The organism is Rhodococcus sp. NPDC060086 (genome assembly GCF_042730275.1).
GTDB lineage: Bacteria > Actinomycetota > Actinomycetes > Mycobacteriales > Mycobacteriaceae > Rhodococcus.
This window is the reverse complement of sequence record NZ_JBHWWZ010000035.1, coordinates 24,188-50,108: the sequence shown is the minus strand read 5'-3', so window position 1 is coordinate 50,108 and position 25,921 is coordinate 24,188. Positions and strand designations below refer to the sequence as shown.

General features: G+C 66.2%; 26 protein-coding genes and 1 pseudogene. 5 read left to right on the top strand and 22 right to left on the bottom strand.

All coding sequences use genetic code 11. The annotated features are described in order from the left end of the window. From ACFWB0_RS18300 to ACFWB0_RS18290, 3 genes and pseudogenes are all read right to left on the bottom strand, one after another. On the bottom strand, positions 1-238 hold a 238-nt coding region (locus ACFWB0_RS18300; protein WP_378491879.1), incomplete at its 3' end, for a helix-turn-helix domain-containing protein. Continuing rightward, positions 235-810 carry an IS607 family transposase gene (locus ACFWB0_RS18295; protein ID WP_378491878.1) on the bottom strand — a complete coding sequence of 192 codons (576 nt, stop codon included), beginning with the start codon at positions 808-810 and terminating at the stop codon, positions 235-237. The genes ACFWB0_RS18295 and ACFWB0_RS18300, both read right to left, overlap by 4 nt. A gap of 71 nt (positions 811-881) precedes the next feature. Continuing rightward, a pseudogene (locus tag ACFWB0_RS18290) lies at positions 882-1,227 on the bottom strand (radical SAM protein); the annotation flags it as partial. A gap of 153 nt (positions 1,228-1,380) precedes the next feature. On the opposite strand from ACFWB0_RS18290, the gene ACFWB0_RS18285 reads away from it, so the two are divergent. Further along, positions 1,381-1,719 (top strand): type VII secretion target, encoded by a 339-nt coding sequence (locus tag ACFWB0_RS18285; RefSeq protein ID WP_378491877.1) that lies wholly within the window; start codon positions 1,381-1,383, stop codon positions 1,717-1,719. Further along, positions 1,716-2,945, top strand: coding sequence for a hypothetical protein (locus tag ACFWB0_RS18280; protein ID WP_378491876.1), 1,230 nt, complete (start codon positions 1,716-1,718; stop codon positions 2,943-2,945). Before ACFWB0_RS18285 ends, ACFWB0_RS18280 begins: the two co-directional genes overlap by 4 nt. 81 nt (positions 2,946-3,026) lie before the next feature. Here the strand turns inward: ACFWB0_RS18280 and ACFWB0_RS18275 are convergent, their stop codons facing one another. The 3 genes from ACFWB0_RS18275 to ACFWB0_RS18265 are packed head-to-tail and all read right to left on the bottom strand — an operon-like array spanning position 3,027 to position 5,675. Continuing rightward, complete coding sequence (locus ACFWB0_RS18275) at positions 3,027-3,638, bottom strand: hypothetical protein (RefSeq protein ID WP_378491875.1); 612 nt, start codon at positions 3,636-3,638, stop codon at positions 3,027-3,029. A 28-nt stretch (positions 3,639-3,666) separates the two neighbouring features. Then, complete coding sequence (hisS, locus tag ACFWB0_RS18270) at positions 3,667-4,941, bottom strand: histidine--tRNA ligase (protein ID WP_378491874.1); 1,275 nt, start codon at positions 4,939-4,941, stop codon at positions 3,667-3,669. A 50-nt stretch (positions 4,942-4,991) separates the two neighbouring features. Further along, complete coding sequence (locus ACFWB0_RS18265) at positions 4,992-5,675, bottom strand: MBL fold metallo-hydrolase (protein ID WP_378491882.1); 684 nt, start codon at positions 5,673-5,675, stop codon at positions 4,992-4,994. Between the two features lie 149 nt (positions 5,676-5,824). Between ACFWB0_RS18265 and ACFWB0_RS18260 the strand changes: the two genes are divergently transcribed. The 3 genes from ACFWB0_RS18260 (at position 5,825) to ACFWB0_RS18250 (ending at position 8,462) form a co-directional block, all read left to right on the top strand. Continuing rightward, complete coding sequence (locus tag ACFWB0_RS18260; RefSeq protein WP_378491873.1) at positions 5,825-6,697, top strand: peptidylprolyl isomerase; 873 nt, start codon at positions 5,825-5,827, stop codon at positions 6,695-6,697. After that, positions 6,697-7,470, top strand: a complete 774-nt coding sequence (locus ACFWB0_RS18255) for a peptidylprolyl isomerase (protein ID WP_378491872.1) — start codon at positions 6,697-6,699, stop codon at positions 7,468-7,470. Before ACFWB0_RS18260 ends, ACFWB0_RS18255 begins: the two co-directional genes overlap by 1 nt. A gap of 125 nt (positions 7,471-7,595) precedes the next feature. Continuing rightward, positions 7,596-8,462, top strand: a complete 867-nt coding sequence (locus tag ACFWB0_RS18250) for a peptidylprolyl isomerase (protein WP_378491871.1) — start codon at positions 7,596-7,598, stop codon at positions 8,460-8,462. 30 nt (positions 8,463-8,492) lie between these two features. On the opposite strand, the gene ACFWB0_RS18245 is transcribed toward ACFWB0_RS18250, so the two are convergent. The 16 genes from ACFWB0_RS18245 to ACFWB0_RS18170 all read right to left on the bottom strand — a co-directional run bounded on the left by ACFWB0_RS18245 (position 8,493) and on the right by ACFWB0_RS18170 (position 25,905). After that, positions 8,493-10,820 carry a RelA/SpoT family protein gene (locus ACFWB0_RS18245; protein ID WP_378491870.1) on the bottom strand — a complete coding sequence of 776 codons (2,328 nt, stop codon included), beginning with the start codon at positions 10,818-10,820 and terminating at the stop codon, positions 8,493-8,495. A gap of 40 nt (positions 10,821-10,860) precedes the next feature. Beyond that, positions 10,861-11,418, bottom strand: a complete 558-nt coding sequence (locus ACFWB0_RS18240; RefSeq protein ID WP_378491869.1) for an adenine phosphoribosyltransferase — start codon at positions 11,416-11,418, stop codon at positions 10,861-10,863. Then, positions 11,415-13,166 carry an ABC transporter substrate-binding protein gene (locus ACFWB0_RS18235; protein ID WP_378491868.1) on the bottom strand — a complete coding sequence of 584 codons (1,752 nt, stop codon included), beginning with the start codon at positions 13,164-13,166 and terminating at the stop codon, positions 11,415-11,417. The genes ACFWB0_RS18240 and ACFWB0_RS18235 overlap by 4 nt, the downstream gene beginning before the upstream one ends. Before the next feature lies 1 nt (position 13,167). Then, the gene (secF, locus tag ACFWB0_RS18230) at positions 13,168-14,361 is read right to left on the bottom strand and encodes a protein translocase subunit SecF (RefSeq protein ID WP_378491867.1); all 1,194 of its coding nucleotides are present in this window, start codon (positions 14,359-14,361) and stop codon (positions 13,168-13,170) included. A gap of 2 nt (positions 14,362-14,363) precedes the next feature. Beyond that, positions 14,364-16,115, bottom strand: a complete 1,752-nt coding sequence (gene secD, locus ACFWB0_RS18225; RefSeq protein ID WP_378491866.1) for a protein translocase subunit SecD — start codon at positions 16,113-16,115, stop codon at positions 14,364-14,366. A 149-nt stretch (positions 16,116-16,264) separates the two neighbouring features. Continuing rightward, complete coding sequence (yajC, locus tag ACFWB0_RS18220; RefSeq protein ID WP_378491865.1) at positions 16,265-16,603, bottom strand: preprotein translocase subunit YajC; 339 nt, start codon at positions 16,601-16,603, stop codon at positions 16,265-16,267. 157 nt (positions 16,604-16,760) lie between these two features. Next, entirely contained in the window at positions 16,761-17,867 is a 1,107-nt protein-coding gene (ruvB, locus tag ACFWB0_RS18215) for a Holliday junction branch migration DNA helicase RuvB (protein ID WP_378491864.1), read from the bottom strand. Further along, on the bottom strand, positions 17,864-18,463 hold the full coding sequence (ruvA, locus tag ACFWB0_RS18210) for a Holliday junction branch migration protein RuvA (RefSeq protein WP_378491863.1): 600 nt from the start codon (positions 18,461-18,463) through the stop codon (positions 17,864-17,866). The genes ruvB and ruvA overlap by 4 nt, the downstream gene beginning before the upstream one ends. After that, the gene (gene ruvC / locus ACFWB0_RS18205; protein ID WP_378491862.1) at positions 18,460-19,038 is read right to left on the bottom strand and encodes a crossover junction endodeoxyribonuclease RuvC; all 579 of its coding nucleotides are present in this window, start codon (positions 19,036-19,038) and stop codon (positions 18,460-18,462) included. The genes ruvA and ruvC overlap by 4 nt, the downstream gene beginning before the upstream one ends. A gap of 152 nt (positions 19,039-19,190) precedes the next feature. Further along, complete coding sequence (locus tag ACFWB0_RS18200; RefSeq protein ID WP_378491861.1) at positions 19,191-19,943, bottom strand: YebC/PmpR family DNA-binding transcriptional regulator; 753 nt, start codon at positions 19,941-19,943, stop codon at positions 19,191-19,193. Between the two features lie 65 nt (positions 19,944-20,008). Continuing rightward, entirely contained in the window at positions 20,009-20,629 is a 621-nt protein-coding gene (gene pdxT / locus ACFWB0_RS18195) for a pyridoxal 5'-phosphate synthase glutaminase subunit PdxT (RefSeq protein ID WP_378491881.1), read from the bottom strand. Between the two features lie 89 nt (positions 20,630-20,718). Then, positions 20,719-21,549, bottom strand: a complete 831-nt coding sequence (locus ACFWB0_RS18190) for an acyl-CoA thioesterase (protein ID WP_378491860.1) — start codon at positions 21,547-21,549, stop codon at positions 20,719-20,721. 68 nt (positions 21,550-21,617) lie between these two features. After that, the gene (pdxS, locus tag ACFWB0_RS18185) at positions 21,618-22,520 is read right to left on the bottom strand and encodes a pyridoxal 5'-phosphate synthase lyase subunit PdxS (protein WP_378491859.1); all 903 of its coding nucleotides are present in this window, start codon (positions 22,518-22,520) and stop codon (positions 21,618-21,620) included. Between the two features lie 317 nt (positions 22,521-22,837). Continuing rightward, the gene (locus tag ACFWB0_RS18180; protein WP_378491858.1) at positions 22,838-23,878 is read right to left on the bottom strand and encodes an NUDIX domain-containing protein; all 1,041 of its coding nucleotides are present in this window, start codon (positions 23,876-23,878) and stop codon (positions 22,838-22,840) included. After that, positions 23,875-25,002, bottom strand: a complete 1,128-nt coding sequence (locus tag ACFWB0_RS18175) for a glycosyltransferase family 4 protein (RefSeq protein WP_378491857.1) — start codon at positions 25,000-25,002, stop codon at positions 23,875-23,877. Before ACFWB0_RS18175 ends, ACFWB0_RS18180 begins: the two co-directional genes overlap by 4 nt. Continuing rightward, positions 25,003-25,905: a phosphatidylinositol mannoside acyltransferase gene (locus tag ACFWB0_RS18170; protein WP_378491856.1), complete on the bottom strand. Its 903-nt coding sequence runs from the start codon at positions 25,903-25,905 to the stop codon at positions 25,003-25,005. Positions 25,906-25,921 lie beyond the last annotated feature (16 nt).

Below are 25,921 nucleotides of genomic sequence, written 5' to 3'. Positions count from 1 at the left end.
CTTTGGCCTGGTTCCAGTCCTTGCGAAGGTTGTAGGCGGACCAGCTCACGCTCGGTGTCAGATCCGGGTCGGCGATGCCGTAGGAACGCTCCGCGCCGCGCTGGTCGAGGTTCGCCTTCACCCGCGCCAGGCCCCAGTTGAACGCGAAACGCTGCGCACCGCAATGCGACCGGAGCTGTTGCTCCTGCCCGATGGTGGGATCGAGCGCGAATCGGTAGGCCTGGATCACCGACCTCATCCGGTCGCCTCACCCGCAGCGGCCCGGATGCCCGCCTCGGCGCGGCGCCGCGCGGAGCGGCGGCCGTACAGCCGAGCGCACATCGACGTCAACACCTCGACCATGTCCGCGACCAGATCATCGTTGATCTCGGCGTCGTCGAGGACCACGATGCGGCGGCCGGATGCCGACAGCGCAGCCTCGAGATGCTCGACACCGAACCGGGCCAACCTGTCACGGTGCTCAACCACGATCGTCGTCACCGACGGATCCGCCAGCAGCTTCCGCAGTTTCGGGCGATGAGCGTTGAGCCCGGAACCAAGCTCGGTCACCGTCGCCGAGAGCACGATCCCGCGCTCACCGCACCGCTCGGCCACCCGACCCGCCTGCCGTTCCAGATCCGCCCGCTGATCCGACGACGACACCCTGCAATACGCCACCGCCGCACCATCCGTCGCAGCGACAGGAGGGGCGACCAGGATCGTCCCGGTCGGAAGCTGACGAGCAGACACAGGCAACGTCCCAGCATGAAACCAGTTCAACGCGGTCCGGTACGAAACCCCCTGACCGGCAGCCCACTCCTTCAACCTCACATACACAAAACTACATCAAATAACGCAAACTTACTCGATATGGCGAACAGTTGACACCCCGCAGCGTTCACTTCGTTCAGAATCGAGAACGGTGTGCCTGATTCCGCGAGCGCACCGATGACGCCCGGCATCAACCGGTACCTGCCTTCGGCGCGCTGGTACGGGTCGGTGTCGGTGCCGAGCGCCACGTGTTCGTGCTTCCAGGACTTGCGGGCGAGTTCTCGACGCAGAACGGCTGCGACATTGGTCTCGAAGGCGTGATGCCTCGGGAGTCTTGTTCAGCGCACTCTTGCACAACACGTCGTGGAAGGTGATTCCGTCGAATTCGAGTGTCTGCACACGACGTACGAGGTCGGAGCGCTCGAACCCGGGCAGTGCACCGTCGTCAGCGTCCACCGCCTGTGTCGTCCACCGCATACTCAGAGTCGAACACATGTACGATAAACTGTCAACCGCACCACCGAATCGATGTTCGACCACCCCCGCAACTCATCCGGCGACCAAGGCCCGGTCGCACCGCCCGACGCCTCGAGCTAAAGTGCTCCTCACGTTGATATCGAGGGGGGTTCGATGAGCGGTTTGATTCCCGGTGCCGGAATCCGGGTGGTTCCCGACGGCGTCCGACTGTACGGAAGTACCAATATTCAAGCAGCAGAACATGTTGCACAGGCCGGATCGATGGATCTTGGGGCAAATGTGGCGTCACTGAGTCCGGCCATGGGGTTGATCGGGGCCGATTTTCTCGCCGCCTTCGTGGCTGCGCAGAGCGAGCACACGCGCGCGGTAGGGCAATTGACACTCGCGTACGCATCCAATGGCGTTGCCGCCCATGAGGCCGCTGCCGCATACGACGGAACCGACGCCGCGACGTCCATTGCGCTCGCCAGTTCCGGCGGGAGCTCGGTGTGAACACCGTCGCGCCGATCCAGGCGCCCGAGGTCTCCCCGACCGTGCTCGACGCCCTGCGTGCGTCGCCGGTGGCACCCGTACTCGATATGCCTCTTCCGCCGGCACCGGAGCTACCCATCTTCGCGGCGCCGGTAGCACCCGGACCGGATTCGATTGCTGAACTGCTGCAGTCGATTCCGGTTCCCACACTGCCCGAGATCGACGAACTGCTCCGACCGATCGTCGAACTCGGAAACATGTTCGGCACCGGCATCTGCGAGGCGCTCGACCCTTCGACCATCCTGCACCAGGGATCACGCCTGCTCGACGGGGCTGCCTCGATCGGTCGATCTGCCCTTGCCGCCCTGCCTGATTCGTGGGAGGGCACGGCTGCCGATACGGCCGCCGATCACTCGACCAGAGCGCAGCTCGCCTCGTACGAGTTGAGTGAGCGCGGCGACCTCATCGGTCAGGTGACCCGCGCGGCCACCGCCACCGTGGAGCGCGGGAACATCGAGCTGACCGGCATCGCACAGTCTTTCATCGCGTCCGCTGTGGCGACCGCGCCGGTGGCGATGACTCCGCCCGGTCAGGCGGCGCTGATCGCCTCCGCGGTCGAGCACGTCAGTTCTGCACTCGCGGTCGTTGCACGCACTCGTGGAGAACTCACCGGCCATACCGTGGCGATGAATGCGTTGACTCCCCCGATCCCGGTACCGCCACCGGCGTTGACCTCGATGCCTCTCGATCCGAGCGGGATTGCGAGCGCAGCCACGGGCGCAGTGCCGAAAATCGGTGAGGTCTTCTCCGGTGCGACCGGCGAGCCCGCCTCGACCGTCCCCACCTCCACCGCTCCCACCGGCGCGGCCGCTACTATGGCGACCTCGGTCACGTCGGGTGTCGGCGGCGCAGGCATGGGCGCCGGGGGCATGGGGGCCGGATTCAGCAGCGCGGTCGGCAGCTACGGCCCGGCGAATTCCGGAGCGACAGCGATGTCGCCGGCCGGCGCACCCTTCCCCATGGCTCCGACCTCCAGCGGTACGAGCGCGGCCGGTGCCGCGGGAGCACATGCCGCTCGAGGGCCTGTCCTCGGTGGCGCACCGATGGCCGCAGCGAACCGTGGCGACGACACCGAACACCGCCGCAGTCAGGGCATCCTCGTCACCTCCGGGACGAGCACCGAAGTGGTCGGCGAGCTTCCGTTCGTGACTCCCGCAGTGATCGGAGCCGTCGACGACGAGTGGTGATCGGCTTTCGTCGGCGACCAGACCGGTCGCTACCACCACTCGGAGTAGGACCGTCCGGATCTCGAGAGGATCCGGACGGTCTTACTCGACGAGCGATGCCACCTCATGATCCGTCAATGTCGTCTGCGGCACCCGCCCCGCGGTACGCGCCAATTCGACCGCGCGATACAAGGGGCGTTCACCCAAGCCGGCACCGCGCGCTTCCGCCCGCAGTTGTTCGACCAGCACCGAGGAGATCGCGGCCGCGGAAGCAAGTTCACTCGAGGCGAAGGCGTCTGCCAGCTTCCGTAGCGCGAGGATGTCCAGCTCGCGGCCACCTTCACCGCTGTACAACGCGAGCGGGATCATGATCAGCCCGTGGCTTCCATCGTTGACCCGGGCGATGACCTGCGACACCCGGGCCGTACGCACGAGAAGTTCGACCCCTGCCAGATGCTCGAGTTCGACACTGCGAGATCGGAACAATCCACTTGCCGTGATCACTGTTCCGTCGAGCCGGATATGACGCTTCGTCGCAGCGAACACGCCGAGTGCAGGCGGTAATCCGACAACGGCCGCAACGAGGATCGCGACCCACCACGGTGCGACGAGCCACACGACCGCGCCGACGAGCGCACCCGCGAGAACCGCCAGTGTCGCGAGCTTCCGGGCACGCGGCGCCAGCAGCTGCGCCGGAATCAGATCGAGTGCCACCGGGTCCGGCCGCGCCCCTTTCCTGCCGTCAGGCGCGGTCAACGGCCTCACCCACGCGTGCAACGACGTCGGCGAGCGGCACCGTTTCCTGTTCGCCGTTGCGGAGATCCTTGACGACGATCTCCCCCGCTTCGAGTTCCCGGTCGCCGAGGACCAGAGCGAGGACGGCTCCCGACTTGTCGGCCGCCTTCATCGCTCCCTTGAGCCCGCGACCACCGTAGGCGAGGTCGACACGGATCCCCGCGGCCCGCACGCGATGCGCGATCGGCACCAATGCCGCCTTCGCCGCGTCGCCCATCGGAATTCCGTACACCTCGCACCGGGCAGGAGTGGCCGCCGTCCTGCCCTCCGCGGCGAGCGCGAGAATTGTGCGATCGACACCGAGCCCGAATCCGATTCCGGACAACGGTTGTCCGCCCAGCTGTTCCATGAGTCCGTCGTACCGGCCGCCACCGCCGATGCCGGACTGAGCGCCGAGTCCGTCGTGCACGAACTCGAACGTGGTCTTCGTGTAGTAGTCGAGACCGCGCACCATGCGGGGGTTGACCACGTACGGCACACCGAGCGCGTCGAGGTGTGCGCGGACCTCGTCGAAGTGCGCCTGCGCAGTGTCGGACAGATGGTCGAGCATCAGCGGTGCATCGGCGGTCATCTCCCGAACCTCGGGACGCTTGTCGTCGAGCACGCGCAGCGGATTGATCTCCGCACGACGACGCGTCTCCTCGTCGAGAGCAAGCCCGAACAAGAACTCCTGCAACCGTTCCCGATACTGTGGCCGGCAGGTGTCGTCGCCCAGCGAGGTGAGCTCGAGACGAAAACCCTCGAGCCCCAGGCCACGGAAGCCCGCATCCGCGATGGCGATGACCTCTGCGTCGAGAGCCGGATCGTCGATGCCGATGGCTTCGACGCCGACCTGCTGCAACTGCCGATAGCGCCCCGCTTGGGGGCGCTCGTAGCGGAAGAACGGACCCGAGTACGACACCTTGACCGGCAGCTGCCCGCGGTCGAGGCCGTGCTCGATCACCGCACGCATGACACCGGCGGTGCCCTCCGGTCGTAACGTCACCGATCGGTCACCGCGATCGGCGAAGGTGTACATCTCCTTGGACACGACGTCGGTCGACTCGCCGACGCCACGCGCGAACAGTCCGGTGTCCTCGAAGATCGGCAGCTCGATGTGCCCGTATCCCGCCATGCGCGCGGCTCGGGTCAGACCGTCGCGGACCGCCACGAACTCGGCGGACTGAGGGGGAACGTAATCGGGCACACCCTTGGGAGCCGAGAACGTGGAGGCCTTGCTCACTGTCGCTGCTTTCTTTCGTCGGAAGGTTCGTGATACGGGCAGAGCCGCTGTCAGCGGGAGCCGGTGAGACCGACCAGGAACGGGTTGGAGGCCCGCTCCTGCCCGATGGTGCTGGAGCCGCCGTGCCCGGGCAGGATCGCGGTGGTGTCATCGAGCACGAGCAACTTCTCGGCGATCGACGCGAGCAGCTGTTCGTGGTTTCCACCGGGAAGGTCGGAACGACCGATCGATCCCTGGAACAGCGTGTCGCCTGTCAGTGCGACCTCGAACTCGGTGCCGTCCGGGTTCGTGGTGCGAGTGCGCAACACGACGGAGCCCTGGGTGTGGCCGGGTGTGTGATCGACGACGAACTCGATGCCCGCATGCGCGATCTTGTCGCCGTCGGCGAGTTCGATCACTTCGTGCGGCTCGGTGAACGTGGTTCCTTCGAGCATCGAAGCGAGGCTCGATCCCAATCCGACACCGGGATCACTGAGCATGTGGCGATCGTCCGGATGGATGTAGGTGGGAATCGAGAACCGATCGGCGACGGCCTGAGCGGACCAGACGTGGTCGAGGTGACCGTGCGTGAGCAACACGGCCCGCGGCGTCATGTCGGAGCCGGTGAGAAACTCGATCAGAGGCTCCGCGGCGTCCTGGCCTGGGTCGACGACGACGCACTCTTTCGCGTTGTCCTGCGCAAGGATGTAGCAATTCGTCTGGAACATCCCCGCGGGAAATCCGGTAACGAGCACGAGCATCGCTCCTACGGTGTGGGCATTCGTGGTCTCGTACAGCCTAGGCGCTGCGCCCTGACGACCCGTTCTCAGGTTGGGGTGGCAAACTCGACTCGGCCTGAACGCGGGCACCAGCACAACGATCGGTTCACGGGAGGACAACTGCAGTGCCGAGCAATGCACAGCGGCGCCAGGCCGCGAAACGCAAACTCGAGCGTCAGCTCGAACGCCGCGCAGACCGCGAGCGTCAACGGCGTCGTCTGACCATCGGATTATCGGCACTCGGGGTCGTGGTGGTGGTCGGCGCGGCCGCCGTCCTGTGGTCGATGAACGGGGACTCCGAGGACACAGCGACCGACGCCGCAGGCACCGACACCACGGAGCCCGAGTACCCGGCGGTGCCCGCGGGCCGCGCTGAACCTCTCGCCGAGTCGGTGAGCTGCGAGTATCCGGCCGACGGCCGCGAACCGTCGAAGCCGGTGGAGCCGCCGCGCACCGACGGAATCCTCACCTCCGGTGACGCCAACACCGACATCAGCGTCAGCGTCGAGACGTCGCAGGGCAACATCGGGCTGATCCTGCACAACGACGATTCGCCGTGCACGGTCAACAGCTTCCTGTCCCTCGCGGCGCAGAGCTATTTCGACGCCACCACCTGCCACCGACTGACGACGGCCCCCACATTGGAGGTACTGCAGTGCGGTGACCCGACGGGAACGGGGTCCGGTGGGCCCGGATACCAGTTCGCGAACGAGTTCCCCACCGATCAGTTCGCCGCCGACGATCCGGCCTCGCAGGAACCGATGACCTACAAGCGCGGCGCTCTCGCGATGGCGAATGCAGGCCCGGGAACGAACGGCAGCCAGTTCTTCCTGGTGTACGGCGATTCCGTCCTGCCTCCGCAGTACACGGTCTTCGGTGAGATCGACGAGACCGGGCTTGCGACGCTCGACAAGATCGCGGCGGACGGAGTTGCCGGTGGCGGCCAGGACGGCGCCCCGGCACTCGAAACAACTCTCACGAGTGTGAGGATGGACTGATGATCCGATTGCGCACCACCGTTGCCGCCGGCGCAGGCCTGGCCCTGCTGTTGGCCGGCTGTGCCGACGACTCTGCGAGCGACACCACGACGACTACATCGATCAGTTCCGAAGCCGAGCAGCCGCCTGCACTGGGCGCCTTGCCCGAGCGTCCCACGGACGGGGACCCCGTCTCGTGTACCTACGCGCCGGACGGCAGTGCCGCCGTGGATGTAGCGCCGCCGTCCGACGCGGACGTGTCCGCAACCGGCATCGCCGAGGTCGCGATGACGACAAGCGCCGGGTCCATCGGATTGTTGCTCGACCGGGCATCCGCACCGTGCACGGTGAACAGTTTCGTCTCGCTCGCAGAGCAGGGCTATTTCGACGACACCCCCTGCCACCGGCTCGTGACGTCGCCGGGGCTGCAGGTGCTGCAGTGCGGCGACCCGACGGGCACCGGCACCGGTGGCCCGGGATACGGCTTCGACACCGAATATCCGGAGAACGTCTACGAGCAGGGTGACCCGCAGCTGCGACAGCCGGTCGTCTACCCGCGCGGCACGATCGCGATGGCCAACACCGGACAACCCGGCAGCAACGGAAGCCAATTCTTCCTGGTCTACGAAGACTCGCAACTGCCTCCGATGTACACGGTGTTCGGCACCGTCGACGAGGCCGGTCTCGCAGTCGTCGAGGAGATCGCCGCAGCAGGCGATGACGGTTCGATGCCTGCCGGTGGCGGAGCCCCGAACCTTCCGGTTCAGATCGAATCGGTGACCGTCTCGTCGTAGACGAGAGTTCGGAACGCACAGGGTGCTCCTCGCCATCACGGCGTGGAGCACCCTTCTTCACGTCATCGATCGTCGACTCGTCCGCGAGTCGAGTACAGCTCTCCGGGGTCATATTCTTCCGAAAAGTGACAACACCTCTGCCGAATCGTGATTATCTCGGCTACGCTCCCGACTCTGTGATCTCCACTACATCGACCGGCTCATTCGGATTGCGCGGCGCGGCCGTCGCAGGCGTGCTCCTCGGTGCGGCGCTGACGGCCGGCTGTTCGGGCGGCGAGGCAGCAGCTCCGCCACCTGCCACCACCACATCTCAGGCGCCCAGTCACGCGGTGACGAACGAATACGTGGCGCAATACTCCCGCCTCCCCGAGGTGCTCCCGCTCGACACTGCCACTGTCACTTGTTCGTACACACCGACGGAACCGGCCGCACGGGCCGTGACCGTACCCCCGACGTCCGCATCGACAACCGGCACCGTGGAAGTCGGCCTCGAAACATCGATCGGCCGCATCGATCTGGTCCTCGACCGCGGCCGCGCCCCCTGCGCCGTCAACAGTTTCGTCAGCCTCGCGCAACAGGGCTTCTATACCGGTACCTCATGCCACCGGCTGTCCGACGAAGTCGGTGCGCAGTACTACCAGTGCGGCGATCCGACGGGGACAGGCACCGGTGGCCCCGGCTTCACCTATCCGGACGAATACCCAGTACCGCAGTTGGCAGAGCAGACCGTGACAGGACGCCTCACGAATATCATCGCGTACCCGCGCGGGACCGTAGCCGTCGCAGACAGCGGCAGGGCCGACACCAACGGGAGCCAGTTCTTCCTCGTCACCGGCGACACGCTGCTGCGCCCCGACTACACGGCCTTCGGTCGCATCACCGACGACTCATTGGCACTTCTCGATGCCGCGGCCGCAGCGGGTCACGACGACAGCTCGGTGCTGGGCGGCGGCGCGCCGAACACTCCCGTGACGATCACCGCGGTCGGCTGACACGCACCGTCGCGCGACACACGCCGAGGATCAGGACGCCGACGTCACACGGTAGACGTCGTACACGCCCTCCACATTACGGACCACGTTCAGCACGTGACCGAGATGCTTCGGGTCGCCCATCTCGAAGGTGAAGCGGCTCACCGCGACCCGGTCGCCGGTGGTGGTGACGGATGCAGACAGGATGTTGACCTTCTCGTCGGCCAACGCCTTCGTCACATCGGAGAGCAATCGGTGCCGGTCGAGCGCCTCGATCTGGATCGCGACGAGGAACACCGACGACGGCGACGGCGCCCACTCGACCTCGATGATCCGCTCGGACTGCTCGCGCAGCGAACCCGCATTGGTGCAGTCCGTGCGGTGCACACTCACCGATCCGGTTCGCGTCACGAATCCCATGATCTCGTCGCCCGGGACCGGGGTGCAGCACTTCGCCAGCTTCGAGACCGTGCCCGGCGCACCCGGTACGAGGATGCCCGAGTCGCCGCTCTGCCGCGACCGGGTGGGAATTGTGGACGGTGTGGACCGTTCGGCGAGTTCTTCCTCGACTCCACCGACACCACCGAGCAACGCCACGAGCCGCTGCACCGCGTGATGCGCCGACACGTGGTGCTCACCGACCGCGGTATAGAGCGCCGATACATCGGCGTAGTGCAGCTCCTTGGCAACGGCAACCATCAGGTCGGCGTTCATGAGCCGCTGCAGTGGCAGCCCGACGCGGCGGACCTCCTTCGCGATGGCATCCTTGCCCGCCTCGAGCGCTTCCTCGCGGCGTTCCTTCGCGAACCACTGACGGATCTTCGCCTTCGCGCGGGGCGAGACGACGAAAGCCTGCCAGTCACGGGTCGGTCCGGCATTCGGGTCCTTCGAGGTGAACACCTCGACTACCTCGCCGTTCTCGAGTCTGCGTTCGAGAGCGACGAGCCTCCCGTTGACCCGCGCACCGATACATCGATGCCCGACCTCGGTGTGTACCGCATACGCGAAGTCAACGGGCGTCGAACCCGACGGCAACGTGATCACCTCCCCCTTCGGGGTGAACACGAAGATCTCCTTGACCGCAAGGTCGTAGCGCAACGATTCGAGGAACTCGCCCGGGTCGGCAGCTTCACGCTGCCAGTCGAGGAGTTGACGCATCCACGCCATGTCGTCGACCTCGGCGACATCGCCCGAGTGCCGCCCCTTGGTCTCCTTGTACCGCCAGTGCGCAGCGATGCCGAACTCGGCGGTGCGGTGCATGTCGCGGGTCCGGATCTGCACCTCCAGCGGCTTGCCTTCGGGACCGATGACCGTGGTGTGCAGCGACTGGTACACCCCGTATCGCGGTTGCGCGATGTAATCCTTGAACCGTCCCGCCATCGGCTGCCACAGCGAATGCACCACACCGACGGCGGCGTAACAGTCGCGTACCTCGTTGCACAGGATTCGCATGCCCACCAGGTCGTGGATGTCGTCGAAGTCGCGACCCTTGACGATCATCTTCTGGTAGATCGACCAGTAGTGCTTGGGGCGACCCTCGACGGTCGCGTCGATCCGGGACCCGGCGAGCGACGACCCGATCTCGTCGCGAACCTTGGCGAGGTACGTGTCGCGGGACGGGGCACGGTTCGCGACCAGTCGCACGATCTCCTCGTACTTCTTCGGATGCAGGATCGCGAACGAGAGGTCCTCGAGTTCCCACTTGACGGTCGCCATGCCGAGCCGGTGCGCGAGCGGCGCGATGACCTCGAGCGTTTCGCGGGCTTTGCGGGCCTGCTTCTCGGGCGGCAGGAACCGCATCGTGCGCATGTTGTGCAACCGGTCTGCGACCTTGATCACCAGCACCCGCGGATCACGAGCCATCGCGATGATCATCTTGCGGATGGTCTCGGCCTCCGCGGCGTTGCCGAGCACCACCTTGTCGAGCTTGGTGACACCGTCGACGAGGTGCGCGACCTCGTCACCGAACTCCGAGGTGAGCTGTTCGAGGGAGTATCCGGTGTCCTCTACGGTGTCGTGCAGCAACGCAGCGATCAGGGTCGTGGTGTCCATGCCGAGTTCGGCGAGGATCGTCGCGACCGCCAGTGGATGGGTGATGTACGGATCGCCGGACTTGCGCCGCTGACTCGCGTGCCGTTCCTCCGCGACGTCATAGGCGCGCTGCAGCTGCGACAGATCCGCCTTGGGATACAGCTCCCGGTGAATCGTCACCAGCGGCTCGAGCACCGGTTTGACGGTGGTGCCGCGCTGCCCGGTGATCCGGCGCGCGAGCCTCGCCCGCACCCGCCGCGACGCCGACGTCGACGCAGGTGTCGGTACCGGTCCCGCACCAGAGCTCTGGGGCTTGTCAAGATTCTGGGTCATCCCCACTCCTCCCATCGCTGGCTCCGGTACACCGGCTTTCCGCCAACTGTAATCCTCAGAGACGCACGAGCGACGTCAGTGGGTGGCTTTCCAGGCGTGCGCGCCCACCGAGAGCCTCGAGCTCGGTCACCACCGTGACCCCGACGATCTCCGCCCCGACCCGCTCGAGCAATTCGAGGGTTGCGCCGAGTGTGCCGCCGGTGGCGAGCACGTCGTCGACCACGAGCACTCGGCGCCCCCGCAGCGACGGCGACCCGTCGGGGATCTCTATGGCGGCCGTCCCGTACTCGAGTGTGTACTCGCACTTCTGCACCGGCGGCGGAAGCTTGCCTGCTTTGCGCACCGCAAGCACCCCCACACCGAGCTCGCGCGCCATTCCTCCGCCGAGCAGGAATCCGCGAGCGTCGATGCCCGCGACGAGCTCGGCATCCGGAGCGGCCGAAGCCAACGCCGCAACGACCGCCGCGTACGACGGGCCGTGGGCGAATACCGGCGTGAGATCGGCGAAGCGAACACCCGGGCTCGGAAAATCGTCGACCCAGCGCGTGTGGGCCGTCACCGCGGCAGCGGCCTCTCGGACCAGGTCAGGATCGGCAGTGCGTAAAACGTTCACCCGGTCAGTATCCACCGATCCATGTTCCACCCCGCACCAGCGGTCGTCGGATTGCCGACTGCAGCGTGCATGTTCGGGGCGAACCCGACGATGCGCGGCTGCAGGAACAGAGGCAACGTGGGAAGTTCGTCCCACAGGATCCGCTCCCCTTCCTCCACCAGGCCGAGCACCGTCGCATTGTCGCCGGCCACGAGCAGACCGTCGAGGATCTCATCGATCCGCCCGTTCGCATAACCGCCGACGTTGCTTCCCGCACGTGAACTCAACGCGCCGCGCGCATCCTCCATGTCCGCCCGGCCACCTGCGCCGGAGACTCCGGCGGTCCCACTGAGAACAGCATCGACCTCGCCCGCACCCAGTTGTGACGGGACGAACGACTCGGACCCCGCGTCGACGACATCGATCCCGGCATCACGGCACGACTGCGCAATCAGTTCGACGGTGCGTGCCCGACGCATGTCCGGAGTCGTATATCCGATCCGCACCTCGAACCGGTCCTGGCCCGACCGTTCACGCTCGGCGCGCGCCGCGTCGAGATCCACACTGCCGAACCGCTCGGAAGGGCCGATCACGAGCGGATACAACGGTGAGTCCGGCGGAAGCAACCGCGATCCGATCGGACCCGAACGCTCGTCCTCGGTCGCGGCTCCGAGTTCGTCGAACAGTTGCTGGCGGGGTACGCACGACGCAAGGGCCCGGCGCGCCGAGGGGTTCTCGAAAACACCGCTCGTCGCCAGGACGAGTTGCTCGAGGTTGCGCGAGACCCCGGTCGTGGTCTCGACATCTTCCCCGAGAGCTGCGGTGTGTCCGAGCGCTCCGTCCGCGCTGTCGACGACCTGCACCTGCCCCTCTTCGGCCGCGGTCTGTGCTGCGGTCCCGCGCGGCCACACGACGATCCGGTCGGTCCCCGGCGGATTACCCCACCACCGCTCGTTCGCCACGAGCACGAGACCGTCCTCTGCGGTGTAGGACTCGATCCGATACGGCCCGGACGACGGCAGCAGGCTCGGATCCAGAGCACCCGGTGTCAACGTCCATCCGGTGTTCCAGAATTCGGCGATCGGCCGAACCGCTTCGACATCGCCTCCGCTCAGCACGCCGACCAGGTCGGTGACCCCGGACACCCGCGTTGCGACGTGCGAGGGCATCAACTCGGTCGCGCCGAACAGAGCCTTCCAGTCGGTATCACCCCTACCGGGACGGAACACGACGGTGGCGTCCTTGGAACCCGGGGCACAGTCGATACGCTCGATATCGGCATATCCGCCGCGCCGCGCTGCATCGAAGATGTTGGAGTCGGCACCCGAGTCGTCGGGCGCACTGAAACGGCCACTCGCCGCGGCCCAGGTGAGCACGAGGTCGTCACACGACATCGGTACACCGTCGGAATAGACGCTGTCCGGAGACAACCGGTACTGGACGGTGAGCTGCTCGCCGGGGACCGCCGTCGCGGTACCGATATCGGTATCCGCGACGACACGGCCCGAAGGACCCACGTATCCGAAGCCGGGCAGCACCCGGGCCAGCGCCTGCCTGGCCCCGGAGGCAGCGCCGTCCACCGTGTTTGCGTTGTACGAGGTCACCGTGTTGTCGATCATGTATCCGATCGACGGCAACGGCTCTTCTTCCGTGCCGCACGCCACGGTGGTCACGGCAGCCGCGGCAAGTGCCACGCCGACCGCGACCGCCCGCCTGGACAGTCGGCTGCGTCGGGTGTGGGGTCGCTCGTTGCGTTCACTCGCAGCCATATCAGGACCTTCTCTTGGCACGCTTTCCGGTCGGGCGGATACCTGGTTGCGGGGTCCGCTGCGGTGCGGCTGCAGGCCGCTGCGCGGCGAAGCCCACGGTCGGCGCAGCCGAAGCGTCGGCACCCGCCGGCGCGAGGTCGCCGGCGCGGCTCTCCGCACGCGTGGCCGCCTCTTCCCGCTTCGCAAGTACCTTTCGGGTGTGCTTCGCGATCGGACCGCGCCATTCCTTGAGCGTAACGAGAAGCGGGCTCGCGAAGAACACCGACGAATAGGCACCGACCACGATGCCCACCAACTGCACGAGAGCCAGATCCTTGAGGGTTCCGACACCGAGCATCCACACGGCGATGACCATGAGCGCGATCACCGGGAGCACCGAGATGACCGTGGTGTTGATCGACCGCATCAGTGTCTGGTTGACCGCGAGGTTGGTCTGCTCCGCATAGGTACGCCGATGCAGATGCATGATTCCGCGGGTGTTCTCCTCGACCTTGTCGAACACCACCACGGTGTCGTACAGCGAGAACCCGAGGATGGTGAGCAGACCGATGACGGTCGCGGGTGTCACCTCGAACCCGACCAGCGAGTAGATGCCCGCGGTGACGCCGATGTCGAAGAACATCGCCGCGATCGCGGCGATCGCCATGTCGCGCTCGTACCGCACCCCGATGTAGACGCTGACGATCACCAGGAACACCAGCAACGCAATGAGCGCCTTCTGGGTGATCTGCCCGCCCCAGGTCGAGCTGACGTCGGCCACACTGATCGCGTTGCGCGAGGGCTCTCCATCGGATCCCACCGGCTGGAACTCTTCGAACAGCGCCGTCTGCACCGCCTCGATCTGACCGAGATCGAGAGTTTCCGTCCGGATCTGGAAGGTGGCGCCGGCACCCGCGCCGACGGTCTGCACCGATTCCGGCTCGAACCCGATGGCATCGCTGAACACCGATTCGACCTCGGTGGTGGTCGCGCCTTCCACCGCAGGCATCTGGATCCGGGTACCGCCCTCGAAATCGATGCCCAACGTGAAGCCACGCACAAGCATGCTCAACATGGCGATGGCCACGATGACAGCGGTGATGATGTAGTAGCGCTTGCGATTACCGATGATCTCGAAGGCGCCTGTACCGGTGTACAGGCCGGACAGCCTGCCCTTCCGCGAGACGGTCGATGCCGTTGTCGTCGTGTCGGTCATGGTCACGCCTCCTTCGCCGAAGCCGCAGCGAGCTGACGCTCACGCGCCACCTCTTGAATCGCGCCGAGACCGTTCATGCTCGGCTTGGACCACGTCTTCGACCTGGACGCGAGATGGACGAGCGGCCAGGTCACCAAGAACACCACCACGACGTCGAGAATCGTGGTCAGGCCCAGAGTGAAGGCGAACCCGCGGACCTGTCCCACCGCCAGGACGTACAACACCGCAGCGGATATGAAGCTGACCGCGTTACCCGAGAGGATGGTGCGGCGGGCACGGGCCCAACCACGAGGCACAGCCGACCGGAAACTGCGACCCTCGCGGATCTCGTCCTTGATTCGTTCGAAGAACACCACGAACGAGTCTGCGGTCATACCGATGCCGATGATCAGACCTGCGATACCAGCGAGGTCGAGGGTGTACCCGATGTACCGGCCGAGGAGCACCATGATGGCGTAGACGGCCAGACCTGCGAGCACCAACGACAATGCGGTGAGCAGACCCAGCATGCGGTAGTACACGAGGCAGAAGACCAGCACCAGGGCCAGCCCGACTGCGCCGGCGATCAGGCCTGCTTCAAGCGAGGCGAAGCCCAAGGTCGCCGAGACCGTCTGTGCCTCGGAAGCAACGAACGACAACGGAAGCGAACCGTATTTGAGGGTGTTCGCCAACTCGGTGGCCTGGACATTGGTGAACTGACCCGTGATCGAGGTGGCACTACCCGCGGGTGTGGCTCCCTGGATGACCGGGGCGCTCACGACCTTCGAGTCGAGGACGAACGCGGCCTGCGAACCGATGTTCGCGGCGGTGTACTGCGCCCACGTGGTGCTCCCCTCGTTGTCGAACGTCAGGCTCACCTCGTAACGCGACTGCTGGCTGTTGAATCCGGAGGTCGCGTCGTCGATCTGCTGCCCGTCGATGATGCTCGGCCCGAGCAGGTAGATCGCAGTGCCGTCGGTCGAGCAGGCCACCAGCGGGAGCGTCGGGTCGTCGTTACCCGCCAGCGGGTCGGTGGCCGAACAGTCGAGTGCCAGGGCAGCCTCCTGCTGCACCATCGGGTCCTCGCTCTGTCGGGTCGCCTTCGCCGCAGCGATGTCGGCCGCATCCTGCTCCTGCTGTGTGAGCGGCTCGGCGTCCTCCGGTGCCGGGGCGGGCTCATCCGTCGGCGCAGCGGTCCCGTCTCCGGGTTCGACGGGAACATCAGTGGGATCTTGCGCGGGGAACGGCCTGCCCTGCGGTTCGGGGACATCGCCCGCGGGCTGCTCCGCAGTCTCCGGCTCGACAGGTGCCGCCGGATCGGTTCCCTCCGGTGCTGCCGGGTCGGTTCCCTCCGGTGGCGCCTGTTCGGTCAGCTGATCCGCAGTGAGGGAACTGTCGATCGGGCCCCCGACCACCGGCCGGATGTACAGACGAGCAGTCTGGCCGAGCGTCTTGGCCTGCGCACTGTCGTCACCGGGCACCGTGATCACCAGATTGTCGCCGTCGACGACCACTTCGGAACCCGACACGCCGAGACCGTTGACGCGGGTCTCGATGATCTGCTGAGCCTGTTCGAGGCTGTCCCGGCTCGGGGTGCTCCCATCGGGTGTACGCGCTGTCAGCGTCACCCGTGTGCCGCCTTGCAGATCGATGCCGAGTTTCGGAGTCGGCGACTTGTCCCCGGTGAAGAAGACCAGTGCATACAACGCGACGAGAATCACCCCGAACAGGGCGAGTGCGCGCGCGGGATGCACCGATCCATTGGAAGGTGCCACGGTCTGTCAGTCTCCTCGATACGAGTGAGTGGGTCGGTGAAAGCGGCCGCGCAGGACGTGACGTGACAGATCGACACCGGCTACCGCGGTGTCGACTGTGTCCAGCCCTGCAGCACCGGCGGCGCCGGCGGGTCGGCCGAGCGTACGCCTCAGTGCTCGGTCGTACCCGTCTCGGGTGATGTGGCGTTGTCGTCCTTGCGCAGCGAAATCGCGTCGAGATCGTCGGCCGCAGACGTCTCCTCGATGCGCTCACGGATGACCAAGCGCGACCACACTGTGACGACACCCGGTGCGATCTCGAGATCGACGGTGTCGTCGCGCAGGGCTGCCACAGTGGCGTGCAGCCCCGCAGTGGTCGCGACACGGTCGCCGACGCGCAGCGAGTCCTGAAGCGCAGTGACCTTCTGCATCTCCTTCTTCTGGCGCCGCACACCCAGGAAGGTGGGCACCAGCAGGGCGAGAATCAGGAGCGGGAAGAGCAATTCCATCGTTGAAGTCAGTCCTCGGGTTCGTAACCGGTGTCGCGGTGGTATCCACCACAGCAACGCTCTGTCGGCCTCCGTGGACCGACGCAGTAGACCAGTGTGCCACTACCCCGGACGGGAAGGTATGGCCCGCCGTCCGGTTCGCCGCGATCGGACCCGTTCACTCCTCGGCATACGCGTCGATCTGCGGCTCGCGAGCACGCACCTCGATACCGCCGGCGGCCGCGTCCGGAGGTGGCGTCAAACCCAGCTGCACCCACGCCGCCTGCGTCGCGACGCGTCCTCTCGGGGTGCGCGCCACCATGCCCGCACGCACGAGAAACGGCTCGCAGACCTCCTCCACGGTGGCGGGTTCCTCGCCGACGGCAACCGCGAGCGTCGACACACCCACCGGTCCGCCGCCGAAGCTACGCACGAGCGCTCCCAGCACGGCACGGTCGAGCCGATCGAGCCCGATCGGATCGACGTCGTACACCTCGAGGGCGGCCTGCGCGATCGCACGGGTGACGATGCCGTCGGCGCGAACCTCCGCGTAGTCGCGGACCCGCCGAAGCAGACGATTCGCGATACGCGGAGTTCCGCGAGAACGACCGGCGATCTCCGTGCTCGCATCCGTGTGCAATTCGATACCGAGGAGGCGGGCCGACCGCTGCAGAATCCGCTGGAGTTCCGGCGGGTCGTAGAAATCCATGTGCGCGGTGAAACCGAACCGGTCGCGCAGGGGGCCGGTCAGGGCACCGGAGCGGGTGGTCGCGCCGACCAACGTGAACGGGGCGACCTCGAGCGGGATCGAGGTCGCGCCCGGGCCCTTGCCGACGACGACATCGACACGGAAGTCCTCCATCGCGAGGTAGAGCATCTCCTCCGCCGGTCGCGCGATCCGATGGATCTCGTCGATGAAGAGAACGTCCCCTTCGACGAGGTTCGACAGCATCGCGGCGAGGTCGCCGGCACGTTCGAGAGCCGGTCCGGACGTCAACCGGAGCGACGACCCCAGTTCCCCGGCGATGATCATCGCCATCGACGTCTTCCCCAGCCCCGGTGGACCGGACAGAAGGATGTGGTCGGGCGTACCGCCGCGCATCTTGGCGCCGCGCAACACCAGTTGCAGTTGTTCTCGCACCCTGGGTTGTCCGATGAAGTCGTCGAGGCTCTTCGGACGCAAGCTCGTTTCGATCTCGCCGTCGGACGAGGTGTATTCCGCCGTCACCGGCGACTCGTCGCCGAACTCCTCGGCGAAGGGATCTGCCGGCTCGTCGTCGGTCATCGCGACTTACCCAACGCCGACAGGGCAGCACGCAACGCGGTGGACGTATCGGCAGCAGGATCCGCCTTCAACACCGCGTCGGCCGACTGCTCCGCCTGTTTGAGCGGGAAACCGAGTCCGACAAGCGCTTCGACGACCTGCTCGCCGACCGGCGAGGGCACCGCGGACAGTGCGGGCGGCTCCTCGCCGACGCCGTACGCGGCAACCTTGTCGCGCAACTCGACGATCATGCGCTCGGCTCCGCGTTTGCCGATTCCGGGAACGCGGGTGAGCGCCGCGGTGTTCCCCTCAGCGAGCGCCGCGCGCAGCGCAGTGGGCTCGAGGACTGCGAGTGTCGCCATCGCCAGACGCGGCCCCACTCCGGACACGGTCTGCAGCAGTCCGAAGAGATCGCGTGCCTCCGGCTCGGCGAACCCGTACAGGGTCATCGAGTCCTCTCGAACGATCATCGCCGTCACGAGGCGCGTTTCGTTGCCGCGACGCAACGTCGCAAGAGTGGTCGGTGTCGCGTTGACGCGGTAGCCGATACCCCCGGATTCGACGACGACGTGGTCGAGTGCAATCTCGAGGACCTCTCCGCGCACCGAGGCGATCACCGTGTCCCTGCCTTCCGGGCCGCGACCTGGTCGCGCAGCCGTTGCTCGTACCGTCGCTTCTGTTCTTCCGCCACAGCTTCCGCCGCTGCCATCCGCGCCAACATCGGCGCCCGCCAACAGTGACAGATGGCAAGGGCCAATGCGTCGGCAGCGTCGGCCGGTTTCGGCGGGGTGTCGAGTCCGAGGATGCGGGTCACCATCGCGGTCATCTGCTTCTTGTCGGCACTGCCGTTGCCGGTGACCGCGGATTTGACCTGACTGGGGGTGTGGAACATGACAGGAATGCCACGACGTGCGGCGGAGAGTGCGACCACTCCCCCGGCTTGCGCAGTGCCCATCGCGGTACTGACGTTGTTCTGCGAGAAGACCCGCTCGACTGCCACGACATCCGGCTTGTAGCGGTCGAGCCAGTCTTCGGCGGCATCGGATATCTGCAACAGCCGCTTCGCCAGATCGAGGTCGGCGGGCGTGCGGATCACGTCGACGGCGACGGGCACCACGACCCGGCCCCGGCCCGTGTCGACCATCCCGAACCCGCATCGTGTTAGCCCGGGGTCGACACCCATTACACGCAACTGCCACACCCTTCACCCGCTACGAACAGTTGTTCGAGAGCCTAGCGGAAGACCCGGGACCACTGCCCGAACGACACGCGCCGCCTCCCCGACCTGCTGTGCGACCGACCTGCTGTGCCACCGACCGTCGAGTCCGGCGGCACAGCGGTGGATCACGCGTCGAGTTCGGCGAGAACCTCGTCGGGGATATCGACGTTGGAGTACACGTCCTGCACATCGTCGCAGTCTTCGAGCGCATCGATGAGCTTCATGACCTTCCGTGCGCCCTCTGCATCGACGGGTACCTCCACCGAGGCACGGAAGTCGGGATCGGCCGCGTCGTAGTCGATTCCCGCATCGATCAGCGCGGTACGGACTGCAACGAGATCTGTCGGTTCCGACACGATCTCGAAGGACTCTCCGAGGTCGTTGATCTCTTCGGCACCCGCATCGAGGACTATCTCGAGGAGGTCGTCCTCGCTGTGACCGTTCTTTTCGAGGGTGACGACGCCCTTGCGGGTGAACAGGTAGGCCACCGAGCCCGGATCCGCCATGTTGCCGCCGTTGCGTGTCATCGCGGTACGAACCTCGCCCGCAGCACGATTGCGGTTGTCGGTCAGGCACTCGATGAGCAATGCGACACCGTTGGGTCCGTAGCCCTCATACGTGATGTTCTGCCAGTCGGCGCCGCCGTCTTCTTCGCCGCCGCCGCGCTTGCGGGCGCGTTCGATGTTGTCGTTCGGTACCGAGCTCTTCTTCGCCTTCTGGATGGCGTCGAACAGGGTCGGATTCCCGCCAGGGTCACCACCGCCGGTACGAGCTGCCACCTCGATGTTCTTGATGAGTTTCGCGAACATCTTGCCGCGCTTGGCGTCGATGGCCGCCTTCTTGTGCTTGGTGGTGGCCCATTTGGAGTGGCCGCTCATTCGCTTCGAGCCCCTTCCGGCGATGTGACGTCGGTGAAACCGACAGTTCGGAGAGTCGAGTCTACCTATGGGGTTGCGAACTGTGAGCGCACAGTGTCGACGAAGAGTCGGTGGACCCGCAGATCACCCGTCACTTCGGGGTGGAACGACGTCGCGAACACACTCCCTCGACGCACCGCGACCACCTTTCCCGCGGCCTGACCGTGGGGAACCCGGGCGAGAACCTCGACGTCGGGTCCGACCCGTTCCACCCACGGGGCGCGGATGAACACGGCTCGGAGCGGGCCACCGTCGACTCCGGTCATGTCGAGATCGGCTTCGAATGAGTCCACCTGGCGTCCGAAGGCGTTCCGCCGCACGGTGATGTCGAGCGCGTCGAGGTGCTCGGCGTCCGGGCGGGTGTCGAGCACCTCGGTGGCGAGCAGGATCATCCCGGCGCACGAACCGTAGGCGGGGAGCCCCTCCTTCAGGCGCGCCCGCAGCGGTTCGAGCAGGTCGAATACCTGCAGGAGCCTGCTCATCGTCGTCGATTCGCCACCGGGAATCACGATACCGTCGACCGCGTCGAGTTCGCTTTCGCGGCGCAGCGCTACGGTGCGCGCACCTGCCGCTTCGAGTGCGGCTCGATGCTCCCGCACATCGCCTTGGAGTGCGAGTACCCCGATCGTCGGAGTTGTGTGCAGCATCGAAGTTGCCACGGCGGGCCGTCTTCCTCTCATGTCGTCGGCCGCCGCCTCCACTGTCCCGCCGGGCGGGTCAGGGCTCACCGGGCATGTCAGGACTCACGGAGATAGCGTGTGAGTCCTTCCTGCACGACTGCGGCGACCATGTTTCCTCTGCTGTCGTAGATCCGGCCCTGCGTCAGCGCACGGCCGAATCCTGCAGAGGGTGACGTCTGGTCGTAGAGCAACCAGTCGTCGGCCCGGAAGGGTCGCAGGAACCACATGGCATGGTCGAGCGATGCGTCCTGGGTCTTCTCCTCAGGATGGATGACGTGCGCGGAACCGAGGAGCGTCATGTCACTCATGTAAGCGAGTGTGCACACGTGGAAGACCGGGTCGTCCGGGAGTGTGGCGCGCGAGCGGAACCACACTCGCTGGTGCGCGGCCACCCCGCGGTCGGCAACCATATGCTCCGGTGGCACGAATCGGAAGTCCCAGTTCGACCACTCGCGCAGTGCCCACGCGAACTCCTCGCGGCCCTGTTCGACGAGGGTCTTCGCATCGGGGAGTTCTTCCGGCCTGGGTACCGTGGGCATCTCGTCCTGGTGTTCGATTCCCTGCTCGTCGGCGTGGAACGACGCCGACATCGTGAAGATCGCGTGACCGCCCTGCACTGCGGTGACGCGGCGTGTGCAGAACGAGCGACCGTCACGGATCCGGTCGACCTGGTACACGATTCCCTTGGTCGGGTCTCCCGGACGGAGGAAGTAGCCATGCAAGGAGTGGACCTGGAATTCCGGGACCACGGTGCGCACCGCCGATACCAGCGCCTGCCCCGCTACCTGGCCGCCGAACGTCCGCGGTAGCAACGTCTCCGTTGCGATACCGCGGAAGATGTTCTCTTCGATTCGTTCGAGTTCGAGGATGTCTTCGATCTTCGCCATGCGGGACCCTTCCGTTTTGTACCCGGAAGTAGGTTATCCGCCGGATGACCGGGGCACGGCAGGGACGGCTACCATCCACGCTCGGCGAGGCGGTGCGGTACCGGGATGTCGTCGACGTTGATGCCGACCATGGCCTCACCCAGTCCGCGCGACACTTTCGCGAGCATATCGGGGTCGTCATAGAAGGTGGTGGCCTTGACGATTGCTGCGGCTCGCTGTTCGGGGTTGCCCGCCTTGAAGATTCCGGAACCGACGAACACGCCCTCGGCGCCGAGCTGCATCATCATCGCGGCATCCGCGGGAGTGGCGATCCCGCCGGCCGTGAACAACGTCACCGGGAGCTTTCCGGCCTTCGCAACCTCGACGACGAGGTCGTAGGGAGCCTGCAGTTCCTTCGCCGCGACGTAGAGCTCGTCTTCGGGAAGTGAGCTCAGTCGTCGGATCTGCTGCCGGATCTGTCGCATGTGGGTCGTGGCGTTGGAGACATCGCCGGTGCCGGCCTCGCCCTTGGAGCGGATCATCGCGGCGCCTTCGTTGATGCGGCGAAGCGCTTCCCCGAGGTTGGTGGCACCACATACGAATGGCACGGTGAAGGCGAACTTGTCGATGTGGTTCTCGTAGTCGGCCGGGGTGAGGACCTCGGACTCGTCGATGTAGTCGACTCCGAGTGCCTGCAGCACCTGGGCCTCGACGAAGTGCCCGATCCGTGCCTTGGCCATGACGGGGATGGAGACGGCGCTGATGATGCCGTCGATCATGTCGGGGTCGCTCATCCGCGACACCCCGCCCTGCGCACGGATATCAGCGGGCACGCGTTCGAGTGCCATGACGGCGACCGCACCCGCGTCCTCGGCGATCTTGGCCTGGTCGGGAGTGACCACATCCATGATCACACCGCCCTTGAGCATTTCCGCCATGCCACGCTTGACGCGGGCGGTACCGGTGGGGGCAGTGGTATCCGGGGTACTCACAGCTGAACTCCTCAGAAGAACTCGATACAGCAGAACTCGATACAGCAGAACTCGGCAGGGCCGAACTGACAGGGCAGTCCGGCACGACGATGTCGGCGCGGAATGGCCGTCGCGCAGAAGCGAATCGCGACGTGCCGAGCCTATGGCTCCACACCGGCGGTTCCCCATAGCCAGTCGTGATGCGCTGGCCTTCTCGTGTCGCGGGCGGGTCGCCCTCATGCCGCGGGCGGGTCGCCCCTCGAGTCGCGGGCGGGTCGCCCTCGAGTCGCGGGCGGGTCGCCCTCGTGTCGCGGGCGGGTCGCCGTCGGATCTCGAGGTCAGCGAATGGCGCGCAGTGGGGTTTCCTGTCGGGTGCCCGCGATCCGGCGGGCCTCGGCGAGGAGTTCCGGTAAGTCCTGCGGATACAGGGGTTCTCCTGCGGAGACCAGTTCGCGCAGCTCGTCGGTGTCGAACCACTTGAGTTCGAGGTCCATTCGACGTTCGAGCTCTGTGAATCCATCGGTGCCCGGTTCGAATGCGGGCGTTTGGAGGACGAAGAACAGTTCCTCGGAGTGCAGGACTTCGCCGTTGAACGGGAAGACGGCCACTCGCCGCCACACCGGTCCGATGAGCTGCTCGGGGGCGATGCCGTGCCCGGTCTCCTCCGCGAGTTCCCGGACTGCCGCGACCCGCAGGTCTTCGCCCGGTTCCACGGCTCCACCGACGGTGAACCAGAAGCGCACATCCGGGCGGTCGGGATCGTGGCCGCGCAGCAGGAGCACGCGCCCGGTGTCGTCGAGCAGTACCACCCGCGCCGACGTTCGTGCCCGATCCGGCGTCGGCTTCCGGGTCTCGACATTCCCGACCTTCTCGACGGTCCCGACGGCGCGTTCGGCGATCTCGAAGTAGGTCGGCAATGGTGCGGTACCACCGAGGTGGAGCCACCGCACCGGGCGCCGGGTGCGTAACGCAAGTGTGTCGCGCACGGCGTCGTTGTGGAATCTTCTGGCGATGAGTACCCGGGCTTCGGCGTCGGCGAGTTCCGCCACCAGTTGCGGGCGCAGGCGCTCGACGTCCAGTCCGGCCAGCGCGACGGAGAGTTCGTTCTCGGCGCCTTCCCGATGAACACGGTCCGCTCGTTCTGCCCGGTCGGCCAGGGCCGACAATCGACGTCCGTCCGATGCGGAGGTGGACGCCGCGATGCTTCGTACCACCACTGCGCGACGGGCGAGGGACGCGTCGAGCGCCTGCCACGAAAGGTCCGATCGCACGTGCAATCGATCGAGGCGATTCGCCGTCGCGTACGCCCACAGACCGAGCAGCAGGACGACGGTTGCGATCGATGCCAGGACGAGGATCGTCAGAGCGCTGAGAGTCACGAACGCACCTCTCGGACGGGTCCGGCACCGACGGTGACCGTCTCGTACACCCGCAGGATCTGGTCGGCCACGACCGGCCAATCGTAGGTTTCCACGACCTCGGATCCGGCTTCGATCAACGCGGTGCGACGGTTGTCGTCGGCGAGGACCTCGATGATGCTGTCGGCGAGGGCCTTCGAGTCACCGATGGGGACAAGCACTCCTGCCCGCCCATCGCGCAGGACGCGCCGGAATGCATCGAGTTCGGACGCAACGACTGCAGTACCGGACGCCATGGCCTCGACGAGGACGATCCCGAAACTTTCGCCGCCGAGGTTCGGTGCGCAGTACACGTCGGCGCTGCGCATCGCGGAGGCCTTCTCGTCGTCGTCGACCTGCCCGAGGAACCGGAGGTGACCTGCATGCGGCCCGGCGTCCTTGCGGAGCCTGTCCTCGTCACCGCGGCCCACCACCAGAATCTCGATGTCAGGGTATCGCGCGACCAGTGCCGGCAGCGCTCCGATGAGCACGTCCATGCCCTTTCGGGACTCGTCGAAACGGCCGAGGAACAATACCGTCCGACCGATCCGCGGGTAGCCCGGCAGCAACGGGGAGTGCCGGAAGAACGGCACGTCGACCCCGTTCGGGACCTCCACGGCATCGGCTCCCAACGAGGTGACCTGCCAGCGCCGGGCGAGTTCGGAGACGGCGATGCGACCGCTGATCTTCTCGAGGAACGGCTGCAATACTCCTTGGAACGTGCTGAGCACCAGCGACTTCGTCGTCGAGGTGTGGAAGGTCGCGACGATCGGCCCCTCCGCGATTTTCAATGCGAGCATCGACAGGCTCGGTGCGTTCGGTTCGTGGATGTGGAGGACGTCGAAGTTGTTGTCGTTGATCCAGCGGCGCACGCGCGCATAGGAGACAGGTCCGAAGCTCAGCCGGGCCACAGACCCGTTGTATGGGATTGCAACTGCTCTACCTGCAGAGACGACGAAGTCGGGCAGCGCCGTGGTCGCGGACGCGGGCGCGAGTACGCTCACCTCGTGGCCCCGTGAGATGAGGACCTCGGCGAGGTCCACGACATGCGCCTGGACACCGCCCGGTACGTCGAACGAGTACGGGCAGACCATTCCGATCCTCACTCACTCCTCCATTCGGGCGCGTCGTGAGTCGGACAGATCGTCCATCCACAGTGGTTGCAACATGTGCCAGTCTGCAGCGTGTTCCGCGATATCGGCGGCGAATCGGTCGGCCAGTTCCTGCGTGGCGCTGCCGATACCGTCGCTGACGTCGATCTCCGGGTGCACTCGGAAGCCCCACCCCTGCTCGGTGAACCAGCAGTGCACGGGAAGGAGGGCGGCGCCGGTGTCGATGGCCAGTTTTGCGGGGCCGGCGGGCATGCGCGTGGGTTCTCCCATGAATGTCACTGGCACACCCTTACGCGCGAGATCCCGCTCCCCCAGCAGACACACCACCTTGTTGGCGCGCAGGCGCGCCGACAATTCGACGAACGGTGGGCTTTCTCCACCCGAGAGTGGGAACACCTCGAACCCGAGGCCTTCCCGATACTCGACGAAGCGTCGGAACAACGATTCGGGACGCAGGCGCTCGGCGACGGTGGACAGTCCGCCGTACGTGCGGACGCACCACACGCCGGCCATGTCCCAGTTGCCGCTGTGCGGCAGAGCCAGAACTGCGCCGCGTCCGGCGGCCAATGCCGCATCGATGTGCTCGCGGCCTTCGACTGCCGAGTCGATCGACTCGGCCGTGGCGGCGAGGTCCATCGACGGAAGCCGGAATGATTCACGCCAGTAGCGTGCGTACGACCGGACCGAAGCCCTGACCAGGTCATCCGGCACACGTTCGGGCGGAACACCGAGTACGCGGGAGAGATTGCGGCGCAGTTGCTTCGGTCCACCGTTCCGACGGGCTGCGAAGTCGGCTCCCGCATCGAACAGTCTCGTCGCGACGGGTTCCGGCAACAGCCGCACCAGTCGCCATCCCGCAGCGTATCCGAGGTCCGAGAGACGCTCGGCTGCGTTCATGTCCGGTCCTCGTCGT